At 69.6% G+C, this 18899-nt stretch carries 15 protein-coding genes and 3 pseudogenes; 11 read left to right on the top strand and 7 right to left on the bottom strand.

The window, feature by feature from the left end; translation table 11 throughout:
* Positions 1-42: 42 nt before the first annotated feature.
* Positions 43-714, bottom strand: a complete 672-nt coding sequence (locus OG852_RS39305) for a TetR/AcrR family transcriptional regulator (protein WP_133916385.1) — start codon at positions 712-714, stop codon at positions 43-45.
* A gap of 119 nt (positions 715-833) precedes the next feature.
* On the opposite strand from OG852_RS39305, the gene OG852_RS39300 reads away from it, so the two are divergent.
* From OG852_RS39300 to OG852_RS39290, 3 genes are all read left to right on the top strand, one after another.
* Positions 834-1409 carry a TetR-like C-terminal domain-containing protein gene (locus OG852_RS39300; protein WP_133916386.1) on the top strand — a complete coding sequence of 192 codons (576 nt, stop codon included), beginning with the start codon at positions 834-836 and terminating at the stop codon, positions 1407-1409.
* A 1-nt stretch (position 1410) separates the two neighbouring features.
* Entirely contained in the window at positions 1411-2991 is a 1581-nt protein-coding gene (locus tag OG852_RS39295) for an MDR family MFS transporter (protein WP_330350361.1), read from the top strand.
* Positions 2992-3478: 487 nt separating this feature from the next.
* Positions 3479-4255 carry an MFS transporter gene (locus OG852_RS39290; protein WP_330350360.1) on the top strand — a complete coding sequence of 259 codons (777 nt, stop codon included), beginning with the start codon at positions 3479-3481 and terminating at the stop codon, positions 4253-4255.
* 71 nt (positions 4256-4326) lie between these two features.
* Here the strand turns inward: OG852_RS39290 and OG852_RS39285 are convergent, their stop codons facing one another.
* A complete protein-coding gene (locus OG852_RS39285) occupies positions 4327-4728 on the bottom strand; it encodes a winged helix-turn-helix transcriptional regulator (protein WP_133916389.1) in 402 nt (133 codons plus the stop codon).
* Positions 4729-4852: 124 nt separating this feature from the next.
* Here OG852_RS39285 and OG852_RS39280 point away from each other — a divergent pair, with 124 nt between their 5' ends.
* Positions 4853-5719, top strand: coding sequence for an NADP-dependent oxidoreductase (locus tag OG852_RS39280; protein WP_133916390.1), 867 nt, complete (start codon positions 4853-4855; stop codon positions 5717-5719).
* A 238-nt stretch (positions 5720-5957) separates the two neighbouring features.
* Here OG852_RS39280 and OG852_RS39275 read toward each other — a convergent pair whose 3' ends face one another.
* The 3 genes from OG852_RS39275 to OG852_RS39265 all read right to left on the bottom strand — a co-directional run bounded on the left by OG852_RS39275 (position 5958) and on the right by OG852_RS39265 (position 8836).
* Entirely contained in the window at positions 5958-6752 is a 795-nt protein-coding gene (locus OG852_RS39275) for an EthD domain-containing protein (RefSeq protein WP_133916391.1), read from the bottom strand.
* A 78-nt stretch (positions 6753-6830) separates the two neighbouring features.
* Complete coding sequence (locus OG852_RS39270; protein ID WP_443064603.1) at positions 6831-7904, bottom strand: maleylacetate reductase; 1074 nt, start codon at positions 7902-7904, stop codon at positions 6831-6833.
* An 8-nt stretch (positions 7905-7912) separates the two neighbouring features.
* On the bottom strand, positions 7913-8836 hold the full coding sequence (locus tag OG852_RS39265; protein ID WP_330350359.1) for an intradiol ring-cleavage dioxygenase: 924 nt from the start codon (positions 8834-8836) through the stop codon (positions 7913-7915).
* Between the two features lie 114 nt (positions 8837-8950).
* Between OG852_RS39265 and OG852_RS39260 the strand changes: the two genes are divergently transcribed.
* The 5 genes and pseudogenes from OG852_RS39260 (at position 8951) to OG852_RS39240 (ending at position 16292) form a co-directional block, all read left to right on the top strand.
* On the top strand, positions 8951-9637 hold the full coding sequence (locus OG852_RS39260; protein ID WP_330350358.1) for a TetR/AcrR family transcriptional regulator: 687 nt from the start codon (positions 8951-8953) through the stop codon (positions 9635-9637).
* Between the two features lie 91 nt (positions 9638-9728).
* On the top strand, positions 9729-12404 hold the full coding sequence (locus OG852_RS39255; protein WP_330350357.1) for a bifunctional 3-(3-hydroxy-phenyl)propionate/3-hydroxycinnamic acid hydroxylase: 2676 nt from the start codon (positions 9729-9731) through the stop codon (positions 12402-12404).
* Positions 12405-12847: 443 nt separating this feature from the next.
* Positions 12848-13437: pseudogene (locus OG852_RS39250) on the top strand (3-oxoadipyl-CoA thiolase); the annotation flags it as partial.
* A gap of 420 nt (positions 13438-13857) precedes the next feature.
* The gene (locus OG852_RS39245; RefSeq protein ID WP_330350356.1) at positions 13858-14667 is read left to right on the top strand and encodes an SDR family NAD(P)-dependent oxidoreductase; all 810 of its coding nucleotides are present in this window, start codon (positions 13858-13860) and stop codon (positions 14665-14667) included.
* Between the two features lie 38 nt (positions 14668-14705).
* A complete protein-coding gene (locus OG852_RS39240) occupies positions 14706-16292 on the top strand; it encodes an FAD-binding oxidoreductase (RefSeq protein ID WP_330350355.1) in 1587 nt (528 codons plus the stop codon).
* Positions 16293-16329: 37 nt separating this feature from the next.
* Here OG852_RS39240 and OG852_RS39235 read toward each other — a convergent pair.
* A pseudogene (locus tag OG852_RS39235) lies at positions 16330-16993 on the bottom strand (LysR substrate-binding domain-containing protein); the annotation flags it as partial.
* Between the two features lie 70 nt (positions 16994-17063).
* Here OG852_RS39235 and OG852_RS39230 point away from each other — a divergent pair.
* A pseudogene (locus OG852_RS39230) lies at positions 17064-17210 on the top strand (fumarylacetoacetate hydrolase family protein); the annotation flags it as partial.
* A 20-nt stretch (positions 17211-17230) separates the two neighbouring features.
* Positions 17231-18061 carry an IS481 family transposase gene (locus OG852_RS39225; RefSeq protein WP_330350354.1) on the top strand — a complete coding sequence of 277 codons (831 nt, stop codon included), beginning with the start codon at positions 17231-17233 and terminating at the stop codon, positions 18059-18061.
* A gap of 188 nt (positions 18062-18249) precedes the next feature.
* On the opposite strand, the gene OG852_RS39220 is transcribed toward OG852_RS39225, so the two are convergent.
* A complete protein-coding gene (locus OG852_RS39220) occupies positions 18250-18894 on the bottom strand; it encodes an NAD(P)-dependent oxidoreductase (RefSeq protein ID WP_133913301.1) in 645 nt (214 codons plus the stop codon).
* Positions 18895-18899 lie beyond the last annotated feature (5 nt).

Below are 18899 nucleotides of genomic sequence, written 5' to 3'. Positions count from 1 at the left end.
ACTCACACCGGGTTTCTTGCGTTCTTTGAGCAGGAGGCCGCGCTATTCCCCCCGGGCCGCCGACCCGTCGACCGGGCTCAGCAGGTAGGCCGTGACCGACCGCCGCAGCTGCTCGATCAGGTCCGTCCACGGCAGCGCGCGCCGGGACTCGAGGTGCTCACCGTGCACGACGCGATGCGCACAGGCGGCGTAGACCAGCCGGTGGGCGAAGTCGATCGCCGCCTCCACATCCGGGTGGTGCCGGAGAGCAGGCGCGGCCAGCATCACCAGGTCCCGAAAGACCCTTCCGCCTTCGAGGCCGATCTCTTTGCCGTGCTCCAGCACGGCCTGGTTGCTGAGCCCGAGCAACAGGAACACGCGCAGCAGCGAGGCGTGCGACTGGAAGCTCTCGGCCATGCCGGTGACCGCCGCGCCGATCACCTCGGCGGGCGGGGTGGCCGCCGAAAGGGTGCTGGCGGCGAACTGGCGCTGGAACTCGTCACGGAACTGAGCGGTGAACCCGGCCTGGATCGCCAGCAGCAGCCGCTCCTTGTCGCCGAACCGCCGGTAGACGCTGCCGACCGACACCTCCGCCTCCGCGGCGACCGCCGCCATGGTCAGCGCCTCGGGCCCCCCGGCCTCCAGCAGCCGGAATCCCGCGGCGAAGATGCGGCTCTGCGTCTCGCGGCTGCGCTTCTGGTGTGCGGGCGGTGCAGAGGTTCTGTCGATGGTCACGCAGTAAGCCTAACGGTGCGCCCGGCAGCGGATACATCGAACGTAAATCCAAATTCGCATTTTCTCTCCTCACCGGCTACGACCGAAAGGAAACGCTTTCGTTTCGATGGAGAGGGCCTGTGGACGGACACTCCAAACTCACGCCCGAGCGTGAGGGCGAGATCTACGAAACCGTGATGCGCCTGGTCGGCGAGCACGGCTACGACCGGCTGACCGTGCAGCAGATCACCACCGCGACCCGCGCGAGCACGGCGACGCTGTACCGACGCTGGAACGGCAAAGCGCGGCTGGTCGTCGAGGCGCTGCGGCACGCCATGCCTCCACCGCTGAGCGGCATCGACACCGGGAGCCTGCACGGCGACTTCGTCGAAGGGGCCCGTCGCATGGCCGAGGTTTCCGAGAGATACGCATCGGTCATGTCGGCTCTGGCGCACGCTTCCAGGACCGACCCGGACCTTCACGAAGCGGTGAACGACGTCCTGATCACGCCGATCACGGAGGCCACCCACCACATCCTCGACCGGGCCACGGCTCGCGGCGAGGTCGCCGCCGCCGCACCCGGTCGCGAATTCATCCCCGAACTGCTCCTGGGTTCGATCCTGGCCCGCCGTGCCGTCACCGGCCGCAGCGTCGACGAGGAGTTCCTGGCGCGGTTCGTCGACACCGTCATCCTTCCCGTGATCGGAGTCCATTGACATGACCGACACCGCTGTCACCACCGGGCCCGACGGGGCCGGAAAGCTTCCGCCGTACTTCGGCTGGATCTACGCCGCTCTCATCGTCTCGATGCTGCTGTCGGCCCTCGACCAGACCATCGTCTCCACCGCCCTGCCGACCATCGTGGGCGACCTCAACGGGCTGGACGAGATGGCCTGGGTGACCACCGCCTACATCCTCGCCGTCACGATCGCCATGCCGATCTACGGCAAACTCGGCGACCTCATCGGCCGCCGCCCCCTGGTCCTGTGGGCCCTGGCCATCTTCGTCGTCGGGTCTCTCCTGTCGGGCTTCTCCCAGAACATCGAGGAGCTCATCGCGTTCCGTGCCCTGCAGGGTCTGGGCGGCGGCGGCCTCATGATCTGTGCGCAGGCGATCATCGCCGACCTGGTGCCGGTGCGCCAGCGCGCCAAGTACATGGGGGCCATCGGCGCGGTCTTCGGACTCGCCTCCGTCGCCGGGCCCCTGCTGGGCGGCTGGATCACCGACCACGTCTCCTGGCGGTGGGCCTTCTGGATCAACGTCCCCCTGGGCGTCGCCGCGTTCGCCATCAGCTACTTCGGCATCCGCCTGCCCCGGCCGGACCGTAAGGTCAAGCTCGACTACCTCGGCACGGCGGTCATGGCCCTCACCGTCACCAGCCTGGTCCTGGTATCTGACTGGGGTGGCAACGACTACGCGTGGACCTCACCCCTGATCCTTTCCCTCATCGCCGCGACCGTGGTCGGCGCGATCACGTTCATCGCGGTGGAGCGCCGGGCGGCCGAGCCGCTCATCCCGCTGTACATCCTGCGCAACCGGGTGTTCGTGGTCGCGATCCTCATCGGCATGATCGCCGTGGGCGCGGGCATGTTCGCCGTGATCTCCTACATGCCGACCTACCTGCAGATGGTCTACGGCTACTCCGCCACCACCTCCGGACTGCTCATGATCCCCATGGTGGGCGGACTCGTCCTCACCTCACGGATCTCGGGCCTGCTGATCTCGAGGTTCGGCCGCTACAAGGGCTTCGTCATCACCGGAACGGCCGTCATCCCCGTCGGGATCTACCTGCTCTCCACGCTCGACCCGTCGTCTCCGGTCCAACTGGCCTGCGTATACCTGGGCATCCTCGGTCTGGGCGTCGGCCTGGTCATGCAGAACCTGTTGCTCGCCGTGCAGAACGCCTTCGGACACAGCGAGGTGGGCACCGCCACCTCCTCGAACAACTTCTTCCGCGAGATCGGCGCGACCGTCGCCACCGCTACCGTCGGCGCCCTGTTCGCCGGCCGGATCACCGACGCCCTCTCCGGCCTCGGCGGGAGCCTGGCGGGATCGAGCACCGACTCGCTCACACCCGCGCTCGTCCACTCGCTGCCCGACGCGATCCGCGACCAGGTCGTGAACGCGTACGCGGACTCGCTGCTGCCGATCTTCACCGGCCTGGCCGCGGTCGCGCTTGTGGCCCTCGCACTCGCCTTCTTCCTGCCCAACCGCAAGCTCGGAATCGACGAGCCGGTACGGCAAGCGAGTGACGCACCGACGGCACGCACGAATTCAGCGGAGGTCAGCCGCCGCTGAAGGAGCACAACACGCAGGGGCTGAACCGGCACACCGGCAACCTGGGCGGCACGTCGGCACCAGACAGGCCTGACGAGGGCCTCCTCGGCGTTCCAGAAGTTCCGCCTGCTTCCACGTCAACTGCGACCGCAGGCAGTCCACATCACGCAAGCGGCGAGGCACGCCCCGCCAAACCTGCCACCGACGTTCCCGAGTAAGGGGCGTTACCGGCTCGGGCTCAACGGGAGAGCACCGAGTCCGTCGGGGCGAACTTCCGAACCAGGCCGCACACAGCGACGGGATGAGGAATCGTGAGCAACGAGACAGCCGACGAGGGACGCGTGGAAGCATCTCCTGCCATGCTCGAAGTGAAGGCAGTGAAGCGGAAAAACACGCCACACCTCCGCCAGAGGCCGAAGACTTCGGTGCGGAGTCTGCGGAAGCCCGAGCCGCGGCTGAGACAGCGGCCAGGCTGAATCGGCTGCCGTTCACGCGCTACGACCTGCGGATGCAGCTCCTCCTCGCCCTGGGGGGAATCTGTGAGCTCTTCGCCGTCACGGTGACAAAGCCGGTGGAGACCGCCCTGCGCGACTCGCTCCACCTCAGCGCCGTCGAGGTCGGTTGGGTCGGCGCGGTCACCCTGTTGGGCTCGCTCGTGAGCGAGCGCCTCACCGCGGTCTTCGGCAAGGGCCTCGCCCCACGAAGGCCGCTCGCACTCGCCTTCGTCGCGTACGGAGCCTTCAGTGCGGCGTCGGGCCTGGCCTGGAACCTCACGAGTCTGCTGGTCTTCCGTACCGTCATGGGTTTCGGCTCGGGGGTCGTGATCTGCCAAGTCGGTGCAATGCTCCGTGAGCGGAGCGGTTTCCCTCACCGCCGGCGGCTCGCCGTCAGTACTCTGCTCGCCCCGCCCTTCGGCATCCTGGCCAGTACCCTGCTCGGTTCCGCGGCGCTGTCCATGTTCTCGGACGAGACGGCTTGGAGGGCGGTGCTGCTCCTCGGAGGCGTTCCTCTGCCGGTCGGCCTGTACGCCGTGGCCCGCCTGCCCGAGTCACCGCGCTGGCTGGCCGCCCACGGACGCTACGCGGAGGCCGACCGCATCGTGCGCGGCGTCGAGGAATCCGTCCTTCGGAAGGGCTTCGACCTGAAGGATCCTCAGACAAAGCTTCAGGCCGACCCGGCTCCTCGGGTGCCCGCAGTGTTGTCCAAGCCGTATGTCCGGCGCGTCATGGCCTGTGTGATGCCGGTGCTGATGGTCTTCGCGACGTACAACCTCTACTTCCAGTAGTTTGCCGCCTGCTCCGCATCCCGACAGACACCATCCGCCTCGGCGAGCGTCGGCGAGCACTGATCCGCGGATCAGACACCGCCCGCGTCGTAGCGCTCCCGTGCCTCGTGGACCTCCTTGATATGGGTCTCGGCCCAGTCCTTCACCGCGGTCATCAACTGGGCCAGGCTGGCGCCGAGTTCGGTGAGTTCGTAGTCGACGCGGACCGGGACGGACGGGGTCACGGTGCGGCTGACGAGGCCGTCGCGCTCCAGTGAGCGCAGCGACTGGGTCAGCATCTTGGGGCTCACTCCGGCGATCCTGCGGCTGAGGTCGCCGTAGCGCATGGGTCCGTCGGCGAGTGCGGCCACCACGAGGCAGGACCACTTCTCACTGAGGCGGCCCAGGAGCTCATGAGTGGGGCAGGCTTTGAGAAACGCGTTGAACTCGGCGCTGGCCTGCTCGCGCCTCCGGTCCGCCGTCGTGGTCGCCATGGCTCTCCTCCGGGTGCGGTACGCACTTTCAGGTAACTACTTCCCGCTAGAGAGTACTTCTTTCTAGGGTTGTCATCGCACAGCGCCAAAAATCATGACCTATCGCAATCTTGGAGAATTGACCATGCGTGCAGCAGTGGTGAGGACGTTCGGCGGTCCCGAGGCCGTGGAGATCGCCGACGTGGAGGTGCCCGAGCCGGGGGCGGGGCAGGTGCGGATCAAGGTAGCGGCGGCCGCGCTGAACCCGGTGGATGCCGGTCGGCGCTCCGGTTTCATGGGAGACATGTTCGGGAGCCTGCCGCTGGGCTCCGATGTCGCCGGCACGATCGACGCGACCGGTCCGGACGCGCAGTGGAGTGTCGGTGACAAGGTGGTGGCTCTGGCGGTCGGCACGCATGCCGAGTACGTCATCGTGGACGCGGACGCCGTGGCCAAGGCGCCGGCAACGGCCGACGAGGTGCAAGCCGCCACCCTGGCGCTGAACGCCCTGACCGCAGCTCAGGCCCTGGACCTGCTGGAGCTGACGGCCGGGCAGTCCTTGCTGGTTACCGGCGCCGCGGGCGCCGTCGGCGGGTACGCCGTCCAACTCGCCGCCCACCGTGGCGTGACGGTGACCGCACTGGCCCGCGCGAACGACGAGGAGCTCGTACGTTCGCTGGGAGCGACGCATGTCGCGGGCGCCGGGGAAGCCGACTTCGACGCGGTACTCGACGCCGGCGCCCTCGGGGAACCGGCTCTCGCCCGAGTACGGGACAACGGCACGTATGTCGGCGTCCACCCCGGCGCGGCTCCGGCCTCGGTACGCGGTGTCCGCACGGACGCCGTCGAGACCCGTCCGGACGGTGCGCGTCTGGCGGAACTGGTTCAGCTGGCGGACCAGGGCGTACTGACTCTCCGGGTCGCCGAGACGTATCCCCTGGCCGAGGCCGCGAAGGCACACGCCCGCCTCGCGGAGGGCGGCCTGCGCGGCCGGTTGGTGCTGGTGCCCTGACACTCCGGTCCGGCCTCCTGATATCACGTCAGGACATACGGCGAAGCGCGCGGCCACCGCGTGATCCCCAGGAATGCGTGGACTCCTGACGATCGTGCGGTGGCCGCTGGCCATGTCGGCCGGGCGCGTCTCGACCGCCTGCTCGACTCGATCGCCCAGCGCCTGCTCGACGAGGGGGCGACAGTCGACAGTTCGGCCCGGTGCATGCTGCCCGCGGATGCGCGGCCGTCCCTGAACCTCAGTCCTCGCTCGGCGCGGCGAACTGTGCCACGTCGAAGATCACCACTTCGCGGCAGAGCAGGAAGAACGAGAGCGACGGCCGGTAGAACGTGCCGTGCTTGTCCTGGTGCTCGGCGATGCCCGCGGCATAGCGGCGGAACAGCGGCAGCGCCTCCGACTCGTCGAACCACAGGGCGGAGTAGGCCACGTACTCCGGGAGTTCCGCGCCGCCGAAGTACCCGGTCATGCCCTGCCCGGGGATGACCGTGTTCCACTCGTGTCCGCGCAACGCGGCGGCGAGCTCGGGGTCGGCGGCCAGTACGTCCTGGTGCGCCCGCAGCCAGCGCTCCTGAACCTCCTCTGCTGACAGCCCCTCGCCCGCACCGAGGAAGTGCAGGACCTTCACGTCGGTGTCGCTCGGCGCGGCCCGGCCGGTGCGGGTCTCCTCCACCAGGAGGCTCACGGCGGCCGGCAGGTCGCTGAAGTTGGCGCCGTCGGGGCCGACGACGTCCCGGGTGAACGGCGACTCGAAGACCTTCCGCATGGACTCGACGTCGTTGAAGCTGAGCTCGGTCACGGAGTCCCGTGGCATGGTGACCTGGTATCCGTCGTCCCCGGTCGCACCGTAGGCGCTGTCGAAGACATGGTTCTGGATGTACCTGCCCATGGGCGGCGGCCCGGCCGGGACAGCGGCCTCACTGCCCGGAGCAGGCGCCGGGGGCGCCAGCTTGGCGTGGACGTTGACGATGTAGTCGAGGTATTCGGCGTGCGTCATGTCGGGCCGACGGCGGAGGACTGCGACCAGCTTGACCATCGATGATCTCTTTCGGTGATGAGGGAAGGGGGATCTGGTGTCAACAGTGGGTGATCGGAAGGCACTTGAGCCAGAACGTCAGCTGTTCGGTGGCTCGCCCGCCCAGGCGGCGTTCAGCAGCCGGGTCAGCCCTCCCTCGGTGACCTCGACCGGGTTGGCGTAGGGATTGGCGAGCACCTCTTCGACGACGCGGGGGATGTCCGTCTTCGCCATGCCCAGTTCGCGCAGCGACCGTGGGGCACCGAGATCACCGGCGAGTTCCCAGAAGCGGTGCGCCGGGTCCAGGCTCCCTCCGAGCGCACGGCTCAGCGCGGTCACGGCCTGTGCGGCGCCGGGCTGGTTGTAGGCGAGGGCGTGCGGGAGGACGACCGTGTGAGTGGGAGCGTGGGGCAGATCCAGGGTGCCGCCGAGGCTGTGGCACAACTTGTGATGCAGCGACATCGTGGTGGCTCCGAGACAGGCGCCGCACAGCCAGGCTCCGTACTGGGCCTGACCTCGGGCGTCGAGGTCACCGCCGTCGCGGACGAGTGCGGGCAGGGCGGTGGTGAGCGCCCGTACGCCTTCCTCGGCCATGAGCGAGATGACCGGGCTGGCGTCGGGGGCGTAGAGGGCTTCCACGGCGTGCGCCATCGCGTTGATGCCGCTGGTCACGGAGAGGGCTGCGGGCAGGGTGAGGGTGAGTTCGGGGTCGTAGAGGACACTGACCGGCAGGACACGTGGATCGCGACCCGTGCGCTTGCGTCCGTCCTCGGTCAGCCCCCAGATGGGTGTCATCTCGGAGCCGGCGTAGGTGGTGGGCACGGCCACCACGGGCAGTCCGTGTTCCAGCGCGACCGCCTTGCCCAGGCCGACCGCCGAGCCGCCGCCGACGGCGACGCAGCAGTCGGCGCCTAGTTCGCGGGCCCGGTCCCGGGCGAGGTCGGCGACCTCCCGGGGGACGTGCATGCGTGCCTCGGCCAGGACACCGGCCGACCGCTCGCCCAGCGCGTCGGCGATCATCCGGCCGGTGGACTCCTGCTCGGGGCTGCACAGCACGAGCGCCCGCTCGTAGCCGAGGCGCTCGATCTCCTGCGCGAGCGACTTCACGGCGCCGGCGCCGAAGACCACCCGCATCGGCAGGGCTTGGTAGGTGAAGGACTGAAAGGTGCTCACTGCTGGGCCTACTCTCCTGGCTTCTGGTCCGCGGCCTGCTGCTCGGGACGGAGTACGACGTCGAAGTGGACGGTCCTGAACGGGTTCGGCAGGCCGGCTTCGGCCGCGCGGGCGGGATCGTCCACGGTGGGGAACTCGCGTACGAGGCTGTCCTTGACGCCGAAGACCGCGTCCGAGTCGATGTAGGGCGTGTCCGCGACGAACAGGTGGGTGACCAGGGGTCTGAAGCCGGTGGCCCGGACGTCGAAGTGCACGTGCGCGGGACGGTTCGGGTGCCGTCCGGTCGCCTGGAGGAGCCGGCCGACCGGGCCGTCGGTCGGGATCGGGTAGTAGCGCGGGACGATCGACCGGAACCAGAAGCGCCCCTCGTCGTCGGTGGTGAAGAGCCCGCGCAGGTTGCGCTCGGGCTGCAGCTCCGGCTGCTGGACGTCGTAGAAGCCCTCCGCGTTGGCCTGCCACACATCCACCGCGGCCCCGGGTACGGGAGTACCGTCGACTCCCTTCACCGTGCCGGTGACCAGGCACGGATCGCCCTTGCCGTCCAGGGCGATGTCGGCGCCGAGTTCACGCGGGGGCGAGTCGACCATGTGGAAGGGGCCCTCAACGGTCGACTCGGTGGCCTCCCCCGCCCGGTTGTTGATGGTCTCCACCAGCATGGACACCCCCAGGATGTCGGACAGCAGGATGAACTCCTGCCGGACCGGCGTGCAGGTGGCGCCCACCTCGGTGAGGAAGTTGATCGCTGCCGCCCACTCGTCCACGGTGGGCTCGACGTCCTTGACGAACGTGTGCAGGTGCCGCACCAGCGAGGTCGTGATCTCGCGCAGGCGCGGGTCGGAGGTGTCGGCGAAGGTCGCGGCCACGACCTCGGCGGAGCGCTCCTCGCTGAAGCGTTGTGCTGATCCGGTCGTGGCGGAGGTGTCCGCTGTCATGTCGGTTTCGTGCCCTTACGTGAGGTGCGGAGGGGGCAAACCCGTACGGGAGAATGTGAACCAGTATTCCCGCTAAGCGCTTGAGATTGTCAACCCGATGGTTACGCTTTCACGGTGAGTAGCGACACGTTCCCGAGACCGGTTGCCCGTCAAGCGCGCAGCCGCGAGACCCAGAACCGCATCCTCGACGCCGGCATCCGCCTCCTGGAGGAGGGCGGACCGGAGGCGCTGACCGTGGCCGCGGTCGCCGAGGCCGCGGGAGTCTCGGTGGGCAGCGTCTACCGCCGCTTCGGCGACAAGGAGCGGCTCCTGCTGGCGATCCAGTCGCGGTTCACCGGGGATCTGGCCGCCGAGTTCATCCGACACCCGGCCGATCTCAACCTCGCGGCGACCACACCCCCCGCCGCGGTGATCGCCGAGGCGGTGCGGGGAACGGCCGAATCACTGCACTTCCACGCCACCTTGATGCGGGTGTTCATCCTGCTGGGCACACACAACCAGGCGGTGTTCGCACACGGTTCGGCCGTCAGCACCCAGGGCGGCCGGGCCTTTCGCGACACGGTCATGCTGGCCGCACCGGCGCTGCGACATCACACGGACATCGAGGCGGCGATCGACTTCGCCTACCGGATGGTCTACGCGACCTGCGCCCACCGGCTCGTCCACGGCGAGCACCTGGAGTCGCAGCGCCCCCTGCCCTGGCCCGACCTGGTCGACCAGTTGCGGCGAGCCGTCACGGCCTACCTGCTGGACGCCCCGACGGCAGCGTCGGCCAACGATCACCAAAAGGTCGATCACTGAAAAATCCGCACCCCGTCGTTGACACAGCTGTGAACTTGAGTTCACACTCAACGCGAACCTTGGTTTACATACTGCACGAAAGGCGCGGGGCGTGGACAAGATCTTCGACGTCGCAATAGCGGGTTACGGCCCGACCGGCATGGTCGCGGCCTCCCTGCTGGGGCAGCTCGGTCACGAAGTAGTGGTGTGCGAGCGGTGGACCTCGCTGTACGGGATGCCCCGGGCGACGCACATGGATGACAACACGCTGCGCGCGGTGCAGGCCGCGGCCGACGTGGACGAGGCCTTCCGCGATGTGTCGCCCACCCAGTACCAGTGGGTCAACGGCAAGGGCGAGCAGCTGATGCTCAGCCCGGCGCCGCTGGTCGGGCCGATGGGCTTCTACACCCAGAACTCGATCTACCAGCCGGATGTGGAGGACGCGATCGACCACCGCGTCCGGACCTTGTCCAACGTGGAGGTCCGACAGGGCTGGGCCGTCTCCGGGCTGTCCCAGGACTCCGAGAGCGTCGAGCTGACCCTCACGCCGTGGCGGGCCGCCGACCGCGACGCGGCCGAGCACCGGGTGCGCGCCCGCTACGTCATCGCCGCGGACGGCAGCAAGAGCGACGTCCGGCGGATTCTCGGCGTCGAGCGGGACGACTTCGGCTTCAACGAGCGCTGGCTCAACGTCGACGTCGAGTGGTTGCGTCCGGCACCGGCGGAGTTCGCCAGCGCCAAGCAGTTCTGCGACCCGGCCCGCGGGCACATGTACATCAACATCGGCGAGAAGCGGCAGCGCTTCGAGTTCGCCCTGCTGGAGGGCGAGGCGACGGAGGAGTTCGAGCGGCCCGAGACCGCCTGGCGGCTCCTGAAGGAAAAGCACGGGCTCGGGCCCGAGGACGTGCGGTTCATCCGCCAGATCGTCTACACCTTCGAGGCGCGCGAGGCACAGCGCTGGCGGGACGGCCGCGTCCTCCTGACCGGCGACGCCGCGCACACGATGCCGCCGTACGCGGGCCAGGGAGCCTGTTCCGGTATCCGGGACGCGGTCAACCTCAGCTGGAAACTCGACCTCGTCCTGCGCGGGCTGGCCGAGCACTCCCTGCTGGACGCCTACGAGCAGGAGCGCAAGCCCCACACCAACACCATCACCCAGATGTCGCTGTTCATGGGCTCCATCGCCAACATGCACGACCCGGTGGCCGCCGCGAAACGCGACGAGATGATGATGAAGAACGAACCCCCGGTGATCGAGCCCGGGCCCACGGTGACCGAGGGTATTCTCCACCACGAGCCCGACGGCACCGTCAAGCGGCCTGTCGGCGACCTCGTCCCCCAGGGCCGGGTGACCGTCGGCGATCTGACCGGGCGGTTCGACGACGTCGTCGGACGCGGTTTCGTCCTCGTCAGCGACGCCGACGTCACCAAGGCGCTGACGCCGGAGCAGCGGGGCTTCCTGGAGCGGCTCGGCTGCCGTGTCGTACGCCCCGGCCGCGACTTCGTCGACGAGGACGGCGTGCACACGGCGTACCTGCGCAAGCTCGACGCGGTCGCCTATCTGGCCCGCCCGGACTTCGTGCTGTTCGGTTCCGCGGCCGACGAGAAGGACCTGTCCGCACTGGTCGACGAGCTGCGCACCGCCCTTGCCTGGTCGCCCGGCGAGTCGACGGTCGAGACGCAGTCCCCGGATCCGGCCGTCGAGGCCCTGCACCGGGCCATGCCCTACACACGGCTGGTCGACTGCGGCATGAACCCCGCCGACGCCCGCACCCTGCTGGACGCCACGGCGGGCGGCCGGTCCTGGATCGCGGTCGCCGAGGAGCTGGCCGGCCGCCGCGCCCGCACGGCCGAGGCCGCGCTCGCCGCCGGTCACCGGGCCACCGCGCTCCAGTCCTACCGCTGGGCCGTCGGCGCGGCGCTGTTCGCGCAGATGGCCGAGGAGTCCGACACCCCGCTCAAGAAGGACCTCTACCGCCGCTACACCCAGCTGGTCGGCAAGGTCGCCGAGCTCAGCGAACCGGTCATCGAGCGCATCGACGTTCCGTACCACGACGGCCAGTTGGTCGGCTGGCTGTGCCTGCCGCCGTCCGGGACCGCCACCGCCACCGTCGTGCTGTGGGGCGGGCTGAGCGGCTGGGGTGCCAACTACCTGTCCGCCGCCGACGCCCTCACCGCTCGCGGTCTGGCCTGTCTGCTCGCCGAGGGGCCCGGTCAGGGCGAGGCGCGGCTGGAGCACGAGTTGTTCATCGACGAGGACGCCGTGGACGGCTTCGCCCGCTTCCTCGATGTCGTGGCCGCCGACCCCCGGCTCGGCGACGCCATCGGTGTGCAGGGCAACAGCTTCGGCGGTCTGTTCGCCGCGCACCTCGCGGCCCGTGACCCGCGGGTGAAGGCCTGCGTGGTCAACTGCACGCCCACTGGAGCGCCGCCGGCGAAGGCGCCCGCACAACCGTCGGCACAGGCCGGGCCGCCGCCCGCCTTCGCGCAGATGACCGCCGCGATCGGCGCGCAGGACGGTGCCCGTGTCGGCACTGTTCTGGGCGCGCTGCGGTTCGACCCGGCCGTCCACCGGATCGAGGTGCCCCTACTGGCCCTGCACGGCGGCGCCGACCCCTTCATCCCCGACCCGGCGGCCCTGGCCCCCTTCGCCGAGGCGGCCGGTGACCGGGGCGAGCTGCGCACCTGGCCCGACGGTGAGCACACGCTCTACAACCACGCCGCCGAGCGCGACGCGCTGACCGCCGACTGGTTCGCCCAGCACCTCGCACCGGCCACCGGAGCCTGACCGCCGGAAGTCACCTCTCCGGTGGGAAGTCTGCCGTGGACGGCGGAAGGACGTACCGCCGTCCACGGCAGGTCCGCGCTGGAGGTGGCGCAGGCCCTGACGGTGCACGTCCGCGTGTCCGGGGCGAGGTCAAGCGAGTCCACGTCCTCGTACACCCTGGTGTACGCACTCCACCGCCGCACACCACAACCCTTGCCCTCCCACGGTCACCTACTTGCTCCTCGACAAGGTGTGGTTCGCAATGCTCTCCAGCTGGAACTTACGCCCGTTCCCGTGCCTGACGATCGCGGGCACGCGTCCCGCCCAGTGCCCGCCAGACCTCGCCGCCGGTGAGGTGATGGCGTGAACACGGTGTGGGAGTCTGCTGCGGAGACGGTGGCCGACGTGGGCGACGGCGCGTCACTCACGGTGGGCGGCTTCAGGGCCGTCGCGGAGGAACCGTTGTGAGGTCCGTCCACATCGTCGATGCGGTGTGCACGCCGATCGGCCGCTACAACGGTGACCTCGCGTCCATGCGTCCGGACGACCTCGCCGCGCTCGTCATCCGCGAACTCCTCGCCAGTACGGCCAACTTGGACCCGTCCCTTGTCGAGGACGTCTACTTCGGCAACGCCATCGGTGCGGGCGAGGAGAACCGCCACGCCGGCCGCATGGCCGCGCTCCTGGCGGTACTGCCGGCCTCCGTGCCCGGCGTCACCATGAACCGCCTGTCCGCCGCCGGTATGGAGACCGTGATTCAGGCCCCCCGCGCCATCGCGGCCGGCGACGCCCACATCGCCGTGGCCGGCGGGGTGGAGTCGATGACTGGGGCGCCGTATGTGCTGCCCAAGTCCGACGAGCCGTTCCCGGCCGGGCACGCCGAGCTGTACTCGACCACGCTGGGCTGGCGCATGGTCAACCCCGGGATGACCCGCAGTGGACCATCCCGCTGGGCGAGTCGGCCGAACTCATCGCCGACAAGCACAAGATCAGCCGCGAGCAGCAGGACGAGTTCGCCCTGCACAGCCACCGAAAGGCCGCCAAGGCCCAGTCCGGCGATCCTCAACCCCCAGGGGGTGCCATCGCGCTCGGCCACGCCCTGGCCGCGGCCGTCGCCCACCAACTCGCCCGTGCGGGCGGCGGGGTCGGCGTCGCCACCCTCTGCATCGGCATGGGCCAGGACCTCGTCCTCGTCCTCGAACGCTGAGGCGGCGACCACCACAACGTCCTCCTCCACCGGCTGGGACCTGAAGATGGCCGGCGGCGCCGCGCCGGCCGGAAACCCCGCCGTACTGGACGGTGACCTCTCCCTGTGCCACGTCCTGTTGGCCTGGCCCGGGCTCCGAGGAGCACCGCACGGTCATGGCCGTCAACCACCCCACCCCACCGGCCAAGCTCAAGCGTCTGTTCCGGACCGCCTGATCCAGGGCGTCCGGCGCCCCCCACGCATCTCACGCAGGAGAAGGAGTTCCGTATGACCGGGATCAAGGATTTCAGCGGCCGCGTCGCCGTCGTGACAGGCGGAGCGTCCGGCATAGGCAAGGGACTGGCACAGCGGCTCGTGGACGAAGGAGCCCAGGTCGTCATCGCGGACCACGACGCGAGCCTGCTGGCAGCGACCGCCGAGGACATCGCCGCGACGCCCTACGTCGTCGACGTCCGCGACGCCGCCGCCGTACAGGAACTGGCCGACTGGACCGTCGACCGATTCGGCACCGTCGACTTCGTGGCGAACAACGCGGGAGTCGGGCCACTCGCTCCATTCGACGAGTTGACGCTCGATGACTTCCGCTGGGTGTTCGACATCAACGTTCACGGGGTCGTGCACGGCATGAAGGCGTTCCTGCCGCTGCTGAAGGCCAACCCCGACGGGGGCGGCATGCTCAACACCGCGTCGATGGCGGGACTCGTGACCCCGCCCGGTATGAGCGCCTACGCGGCGTCCAAGTTCGCCGTGGTGGCGTTGACCGAGACCGTGCGGGCCGAACTGGAGGCGGAGGGCAGCCAGGTGGTCCTCTCAGTGCTGGCGCCCGCGCAGGTGAGGTCGAACATCGGCGAGAACGCGCTGAAGCGGCCCGGCCTGGCCGGCGGCGCGCCGCACGGGAGCAACGACGACCATCTGCCGCCGGGCGAGTGGATGGAGGCGTACGACGCGGCCGGGATCATCCTCGACGGAGTCCGGCGAGGCGATCTCTACATCATCACCCACCCGCAGGGCCTGCCGATGCTCGAGTCGCGGCACGCGGGCATCGCCCGGGCCTTCACCGCTGCGGCCGCCCGTTGATCCCCGCACGGCACCGACACACCCCCTGGAGTACTGAGATGGACCAGACCGACAGCACACCCGTCGCCGGTACGCCCACCACGGCCGGTGACCTCGAGACGGCACTGACCCGCTGGCGCGAGGCGCTGGGCCCGGAGCACGTGCTCACCGACGAGGCGTCCCTCGCGGAGTTCACCGACCCGTACTCCCCCGCCGGCTTCGGCTACCGGACCCCGGCGGTCCTCCAGCCAGGCTCGGTGGAGGACGTCCAGGCCGTCGTCCGCATCGCCGCCGAGACCGGCGTCGCGATCTGGACCAACTCGCAGGGACGCAACAACGGCTACGGCGGATCGGCTCCCCGCGACCCGGACACCGTCGTGGTCAACCTGCGCCGGATGAACCGCGTGCTGGAGATCGACGAGGACCTCGCCTATGTCGTCGTCGAGCCCGGCGTGTCCTTCCGCGACCTCTATGACGCCGTACAGGCATCGGGCAAGAAGCTCTGGGTGAACATGCCCGACATCAGCTGGGGAAGCGTCATCGGCAACACGCTCGACCACGGCAACGGCTTCACCCTCTACGGCGATCACGCTGCGGCCCAGTGCGGCATGGAGGTGGTCCTCGCGGACGGTTCGCTGGTACGCACCGGTACGGGCGCGATGACGGCCAGCAAGACCTGGCACCTGTCCAAGCGCGGCTTCGGCCCGAGCACGGACAGCCTCTTCATGCAGTCCAACATGGGCATCGTCACCAAGATGGGCGTCTGGGTGATGCCCCAGCCAGACACCTACAAGGTCTGCGACATCAAGGTCCGCCAGGAAAGCGACCTGGAGGCGCTGGTCGACACGTTCCGGCCTTTCCTGGTCGACGGCACAGTCGCCAACTGCCCGATGCTGTCCATACTTCCGCCCCCCTTCCGGCGCGGCGACTTCTGGGACCAGGACACCCCGGTCCCCCGTGACCTACCCGAGGGGCTCGGACCGGAGGCTGCGGTGATGGGAGCGTGGAACATCCGCTTCGCCCTGTACGGCGACCGGGAGATCGTCGAGCGCAACTTCGAGCGCATACACACGGCGATCGTGTCCATCCCCGACGCGGAGCTCACCGGGACGTTCATCGACCCGGAGGAGGCGCGGCTCGGCAACCCTGCCCTGGCCGACCAGAAGGCACGCGTGATGGCGGGCGTGCCCGACATGTCGATGCTGGATGTCCTGAAGATGTACGGCACCGGCGGCCACCTCTCCTTCGCCTCCACCATCCCCCTCGCGGGCGTGGACACGCGCCGCATCGTCGATCTGGTCCGGACCCGGGTGGAGGAAGCCGGATTCGACTACACCTGCGGCATCATCCTGTACCAGCGCTACGCCATCCACGTCTCCCTGATCCTCTACGACGTGGCGGACGAACCGCAGGTGAAGGCGGCCCACCAGCTCTACCGCGACATGGTGGTCGAGGCGGCACGGCTGGGCTACGGCGAGTATCGCACCCACATCGCGTTCATGGACCTCGTGGCGGAGCAGTTCGACTTCAACGACCACGCCCACCTGGCCATGGTGGAAAGAATCAAGGACGCGCTCGACCCGGCCGGCATCCTCGCACCGGGCAAGCAGGGAATCTGGCCCCGCCGACTGCGCACCACCCACTGATACGCACACCATCGAACTGCCGGATCTCCTCATCCGCTCAGCGGATGGCCGGTTCGGGGGGGGCGACCTGCTGTTTCTCGGCCGAGGTCACGCGCGCCGCCGTCTCACGCAGCCAGACATGGGCGGCGTCGCGGGTGTGGAGAGGGTGCCACCACAGCGCCTCCCGCAGTGGCACTGACTCGTAGGGCGGTTTCATGATCCGTACCGGTGCGACGCCGCGGAGCCGTTCGGCAAGGAGTGCGGGGATGAGGGCGATGCGACGAGTGCCGGCGACCAGGAAGGGCAGCGCCGTGAAGCTGTCGACGGACACGTCCACCCGTGGTTCGATGCCGAGCATGCCGAGCCGGCGCACCGCCGGGGAATCGTGGGCGCGCAGGTACGTCACCCACGGCAGCCGCCCCAGGTCCACCCGGGTGAGGTGATCACCCACCTCGTGGTTCTCTTCGGCGACGAGGAAGACCCTCCTCGGGCCTCGCGGTCGAAGGTCCGGGCGAGTACGGCTCCGAAGAACGTCACGGCGTAGTCGGTGGTGGCGAGGGTGAACTCTCGTGACTCCGTGGCCCGATCGAAGTCGGCCTGACTGGTGAAGAAGCGTTCTGGCAGGCCGTACGCCGCCGTGGTGCGGTCGAGGAGGACTTCGCCCAGGGGGTCAGTTCGTAGCGGCCGCCAACGCGGGCGAGCAGGTCGTCGTCGAAGTGGCGCTCTCGGCACCCTTTCCGCCCCTGACGGGGTCCCGTTCCCCGCTCTTGTCACGCCGGACAGCCGGGCTCCGACGACCCGCGCATGGTCGAGGAGGCACGGGCGGAGATCGCCGCAGTCATGGACCGCCGGGCTGCGGAGGACCGGCCGTACGTCGTCATCGGCCTGCCGAGCGCGATCACCGGCCCGTACGACGACGTCACCCTTCCCGCATCTGCACCCGACCGCAGGAGGCCCTCGTGTCCCACCGTAATGCGCCGCTGACGCCGACCGGCAGGCTCCGTCTGGCCCGGTGTGTCGTGGACGACGGCTGGCCGCTGCGCCGGGCCGCGGAACGCTTCCAGGTCAGTCACACCACCGCCGCACGCTGGGCGAGCCGCTACCGGCAGCACGGCGAGGCGGGGATGCGGGACCGCTCCAGCCGCCCGCACCGTCAACCGCACCGGACACCGGCGGCGGTGGAAGAACGGGTCGTGCGGCTGCGGCGCGAGCACCGTATCGGCCCCCTGCGGCTGGCCGCCCGCACCGGCGTCGCCGCCTCCACCGCCCATCGCATCCTGCGCCGGCACGGCCTGCCCGTCCTGGCCGCCGTCGACCGGGCCACCGGCGAACCCGTCCGCCGTTACGAGCGTGCACGGCCCGGCGAACTGGTCCACATCGACGTCAAGAAGCTGGGGCGGATTCCCGACGGCGGCGGGCACCGCACCCAGGGCCGCGCCGAAGGCCGACGCAACCGCACCGGGACCGGCTACGCCCACCTGCACACCGCCCTGGACGACCACTCCCGCCTGGCCTACACCAAGAACACCTGGCGTGACACCTGCCTCGACCTGGGGATCAGTCCCCGCTGGACGAGGCCCTGGCGGCCGCAGACGAACGGCAAGGTCGAACGCTTCCACCGCACCCTGCTCGAGGAATGGGCCTACACGCGGCCCTACATGTCAGACAGCGAACGTCAGGCAGCGTTTCCCGACTGGCTGCACTGGTACAACTACCACCGACCCCACACCGGCATCGGCGGCCACCCCCCAGCCAGCCGTGTCACCAACCTGTCCGGTCAGCACAGCTAGGCCCGAGCCCCTCTCACCCCCTGACCAGTCGACCCGCCGGGCTCCCGGCCCCCTGGGTAGCCACCAGCCCCCGACCGAACGGCCGCCGCTCGCCGATCCCGGCCGCGGCCGGTGTGCGGCACCAAGGCCCGGGAGAGCCTGGAGGCACGGCCACGTCGCACGGCGGGCGCCAGGTCGCTGTGGGGGAGTCAGTAGCCGACGGTGAAACGTCGGTTGAGGTGGCGGGGGTTCTCGATCTCGTCGACGAGAGCGGCGGCGTAGTCCTCGTAGGAGATGCGGGCCTGGCCGTCGTCGCCGACGACGGGCTGATCGAGACCGGTGCGGTAATGGCCGGTGCGCTCGCCGGGGGCGAAGTGGACCGGCGGCGGGGAAAGGTAGGTCCAGGTCACGCTGTCGTCGAGCGCGAGATAGGCGTCGAGCGCGCGGATCTGGCCGATGGCGTAGGGCTTGAACTCCTCTGGGAAGCCCGGTGCGTCGAAGAAGCGCACACCCTGCTCATTCAGGAGGCTGGCGCCGCCGCCCATGTGAATGATGCGCGGCCCGGCCGGGCCGAGGCCGCGGACGGCCGACGCGGCGGCAGCGACGGCGTTGGTGTAGAGGGAGGGGCTGGGGCCGCCCACCGTCAGCACGATCACGTCGGCGTTCTTGGCCAGGCGGGCGACGGACTCGGGGTCGGTGATGTCACCGGCGGCGGCCTGCACGCCCTCGGGGAGGGCGGTCAGCGCGTCGAGGCCACGGGCTACGGCCGTGACCTGGTGACCGCGCGCGGCGGCCTCGGTGACGACGCGCGAGCCGGCCTTTCCGGCCGCGCCGAACACAGGGATCCTGCTCATGGTGA

This window comes from Streptomyces sp. NBC_00582, assembly GCF_036345155.1.
Taxonomy (GTDB): domain Bacteria; phylum Actinomycetota; class Actinomycetes; order Streptomycetales; family Streptomycetaceae; genus Streptomyces.
The sequence above is the reverse complement of the archived record's forward strand: the minus strand, read 5'-3'. Positions and strand labels throughout refer to the sequence as shown.

Bases quoted from the DNA above. Each gene is read 5' to 3' on its own strand.
- OG852_RS39295 (WP_330350361.1), top strand. From the start codon at position 1,411: ATGACCGACACCGCTGTCACCACCGGGCCCGACGGGGCCGGAAAGCTT.
- OG852_RS39290 (WP_330350360.1), top strand. From the start codon at position 3,479: ATGCAGCTCCTCCTCGCCCTGGGGGGAATCTGTGAGCTCTTCGCCGTC.
- OG852_RS39285 (WP_133916389.1), bottom strand. From the start codon at position 4,728: ATGGCGACCACGACGGCGGACCGGAGGCGCGAGCAGGCCAGCGCCGAG.
- OG852_RS39280 (WP_133916390.1), top strand. From the start codon at position 4,853: ATGCGTGCAGCAGTGGTGAGGACGTTCGGCGGTCCCGAGGCCGTGGAG.
- OG852_RS39275 (WP_133916391.1), bottom strand. From the start codon at position 6,752: ATGGTCAAGCTGGTCGCAGTCCTCCGCCGTCGGCCCGACATGACGCAC.
- OG852_RS39265 (WP_330350359.1), bottom strand. From the start codon at position 8,836: ATGACAGCGGACACCTCCGCCACGACCGGATCAGCACAACGCTTCAGC.
- OG852_RS39245 (WP_330350356.1), top strand. From the start codon at position 13,858: ATGACCGGGATCAAGGATTTCAGCGGCCGCGTCGCCGTCGTGACAGGC.
- OG852_RS39240 (WP_330350355.1), top strand. From the start codon at position 14,706: ATGGACCAGACCGACAGCACACCCGTCGCCGGTACGCCCACCACGGCC.
- OG852_RS39220 (WP_133913301.1), bottom strand. From the start codon at position 18,894: ATGAGCAGGATCCCTGTGTTCGGCGCGGCCGGAAAGGCCGGCTCGCGC.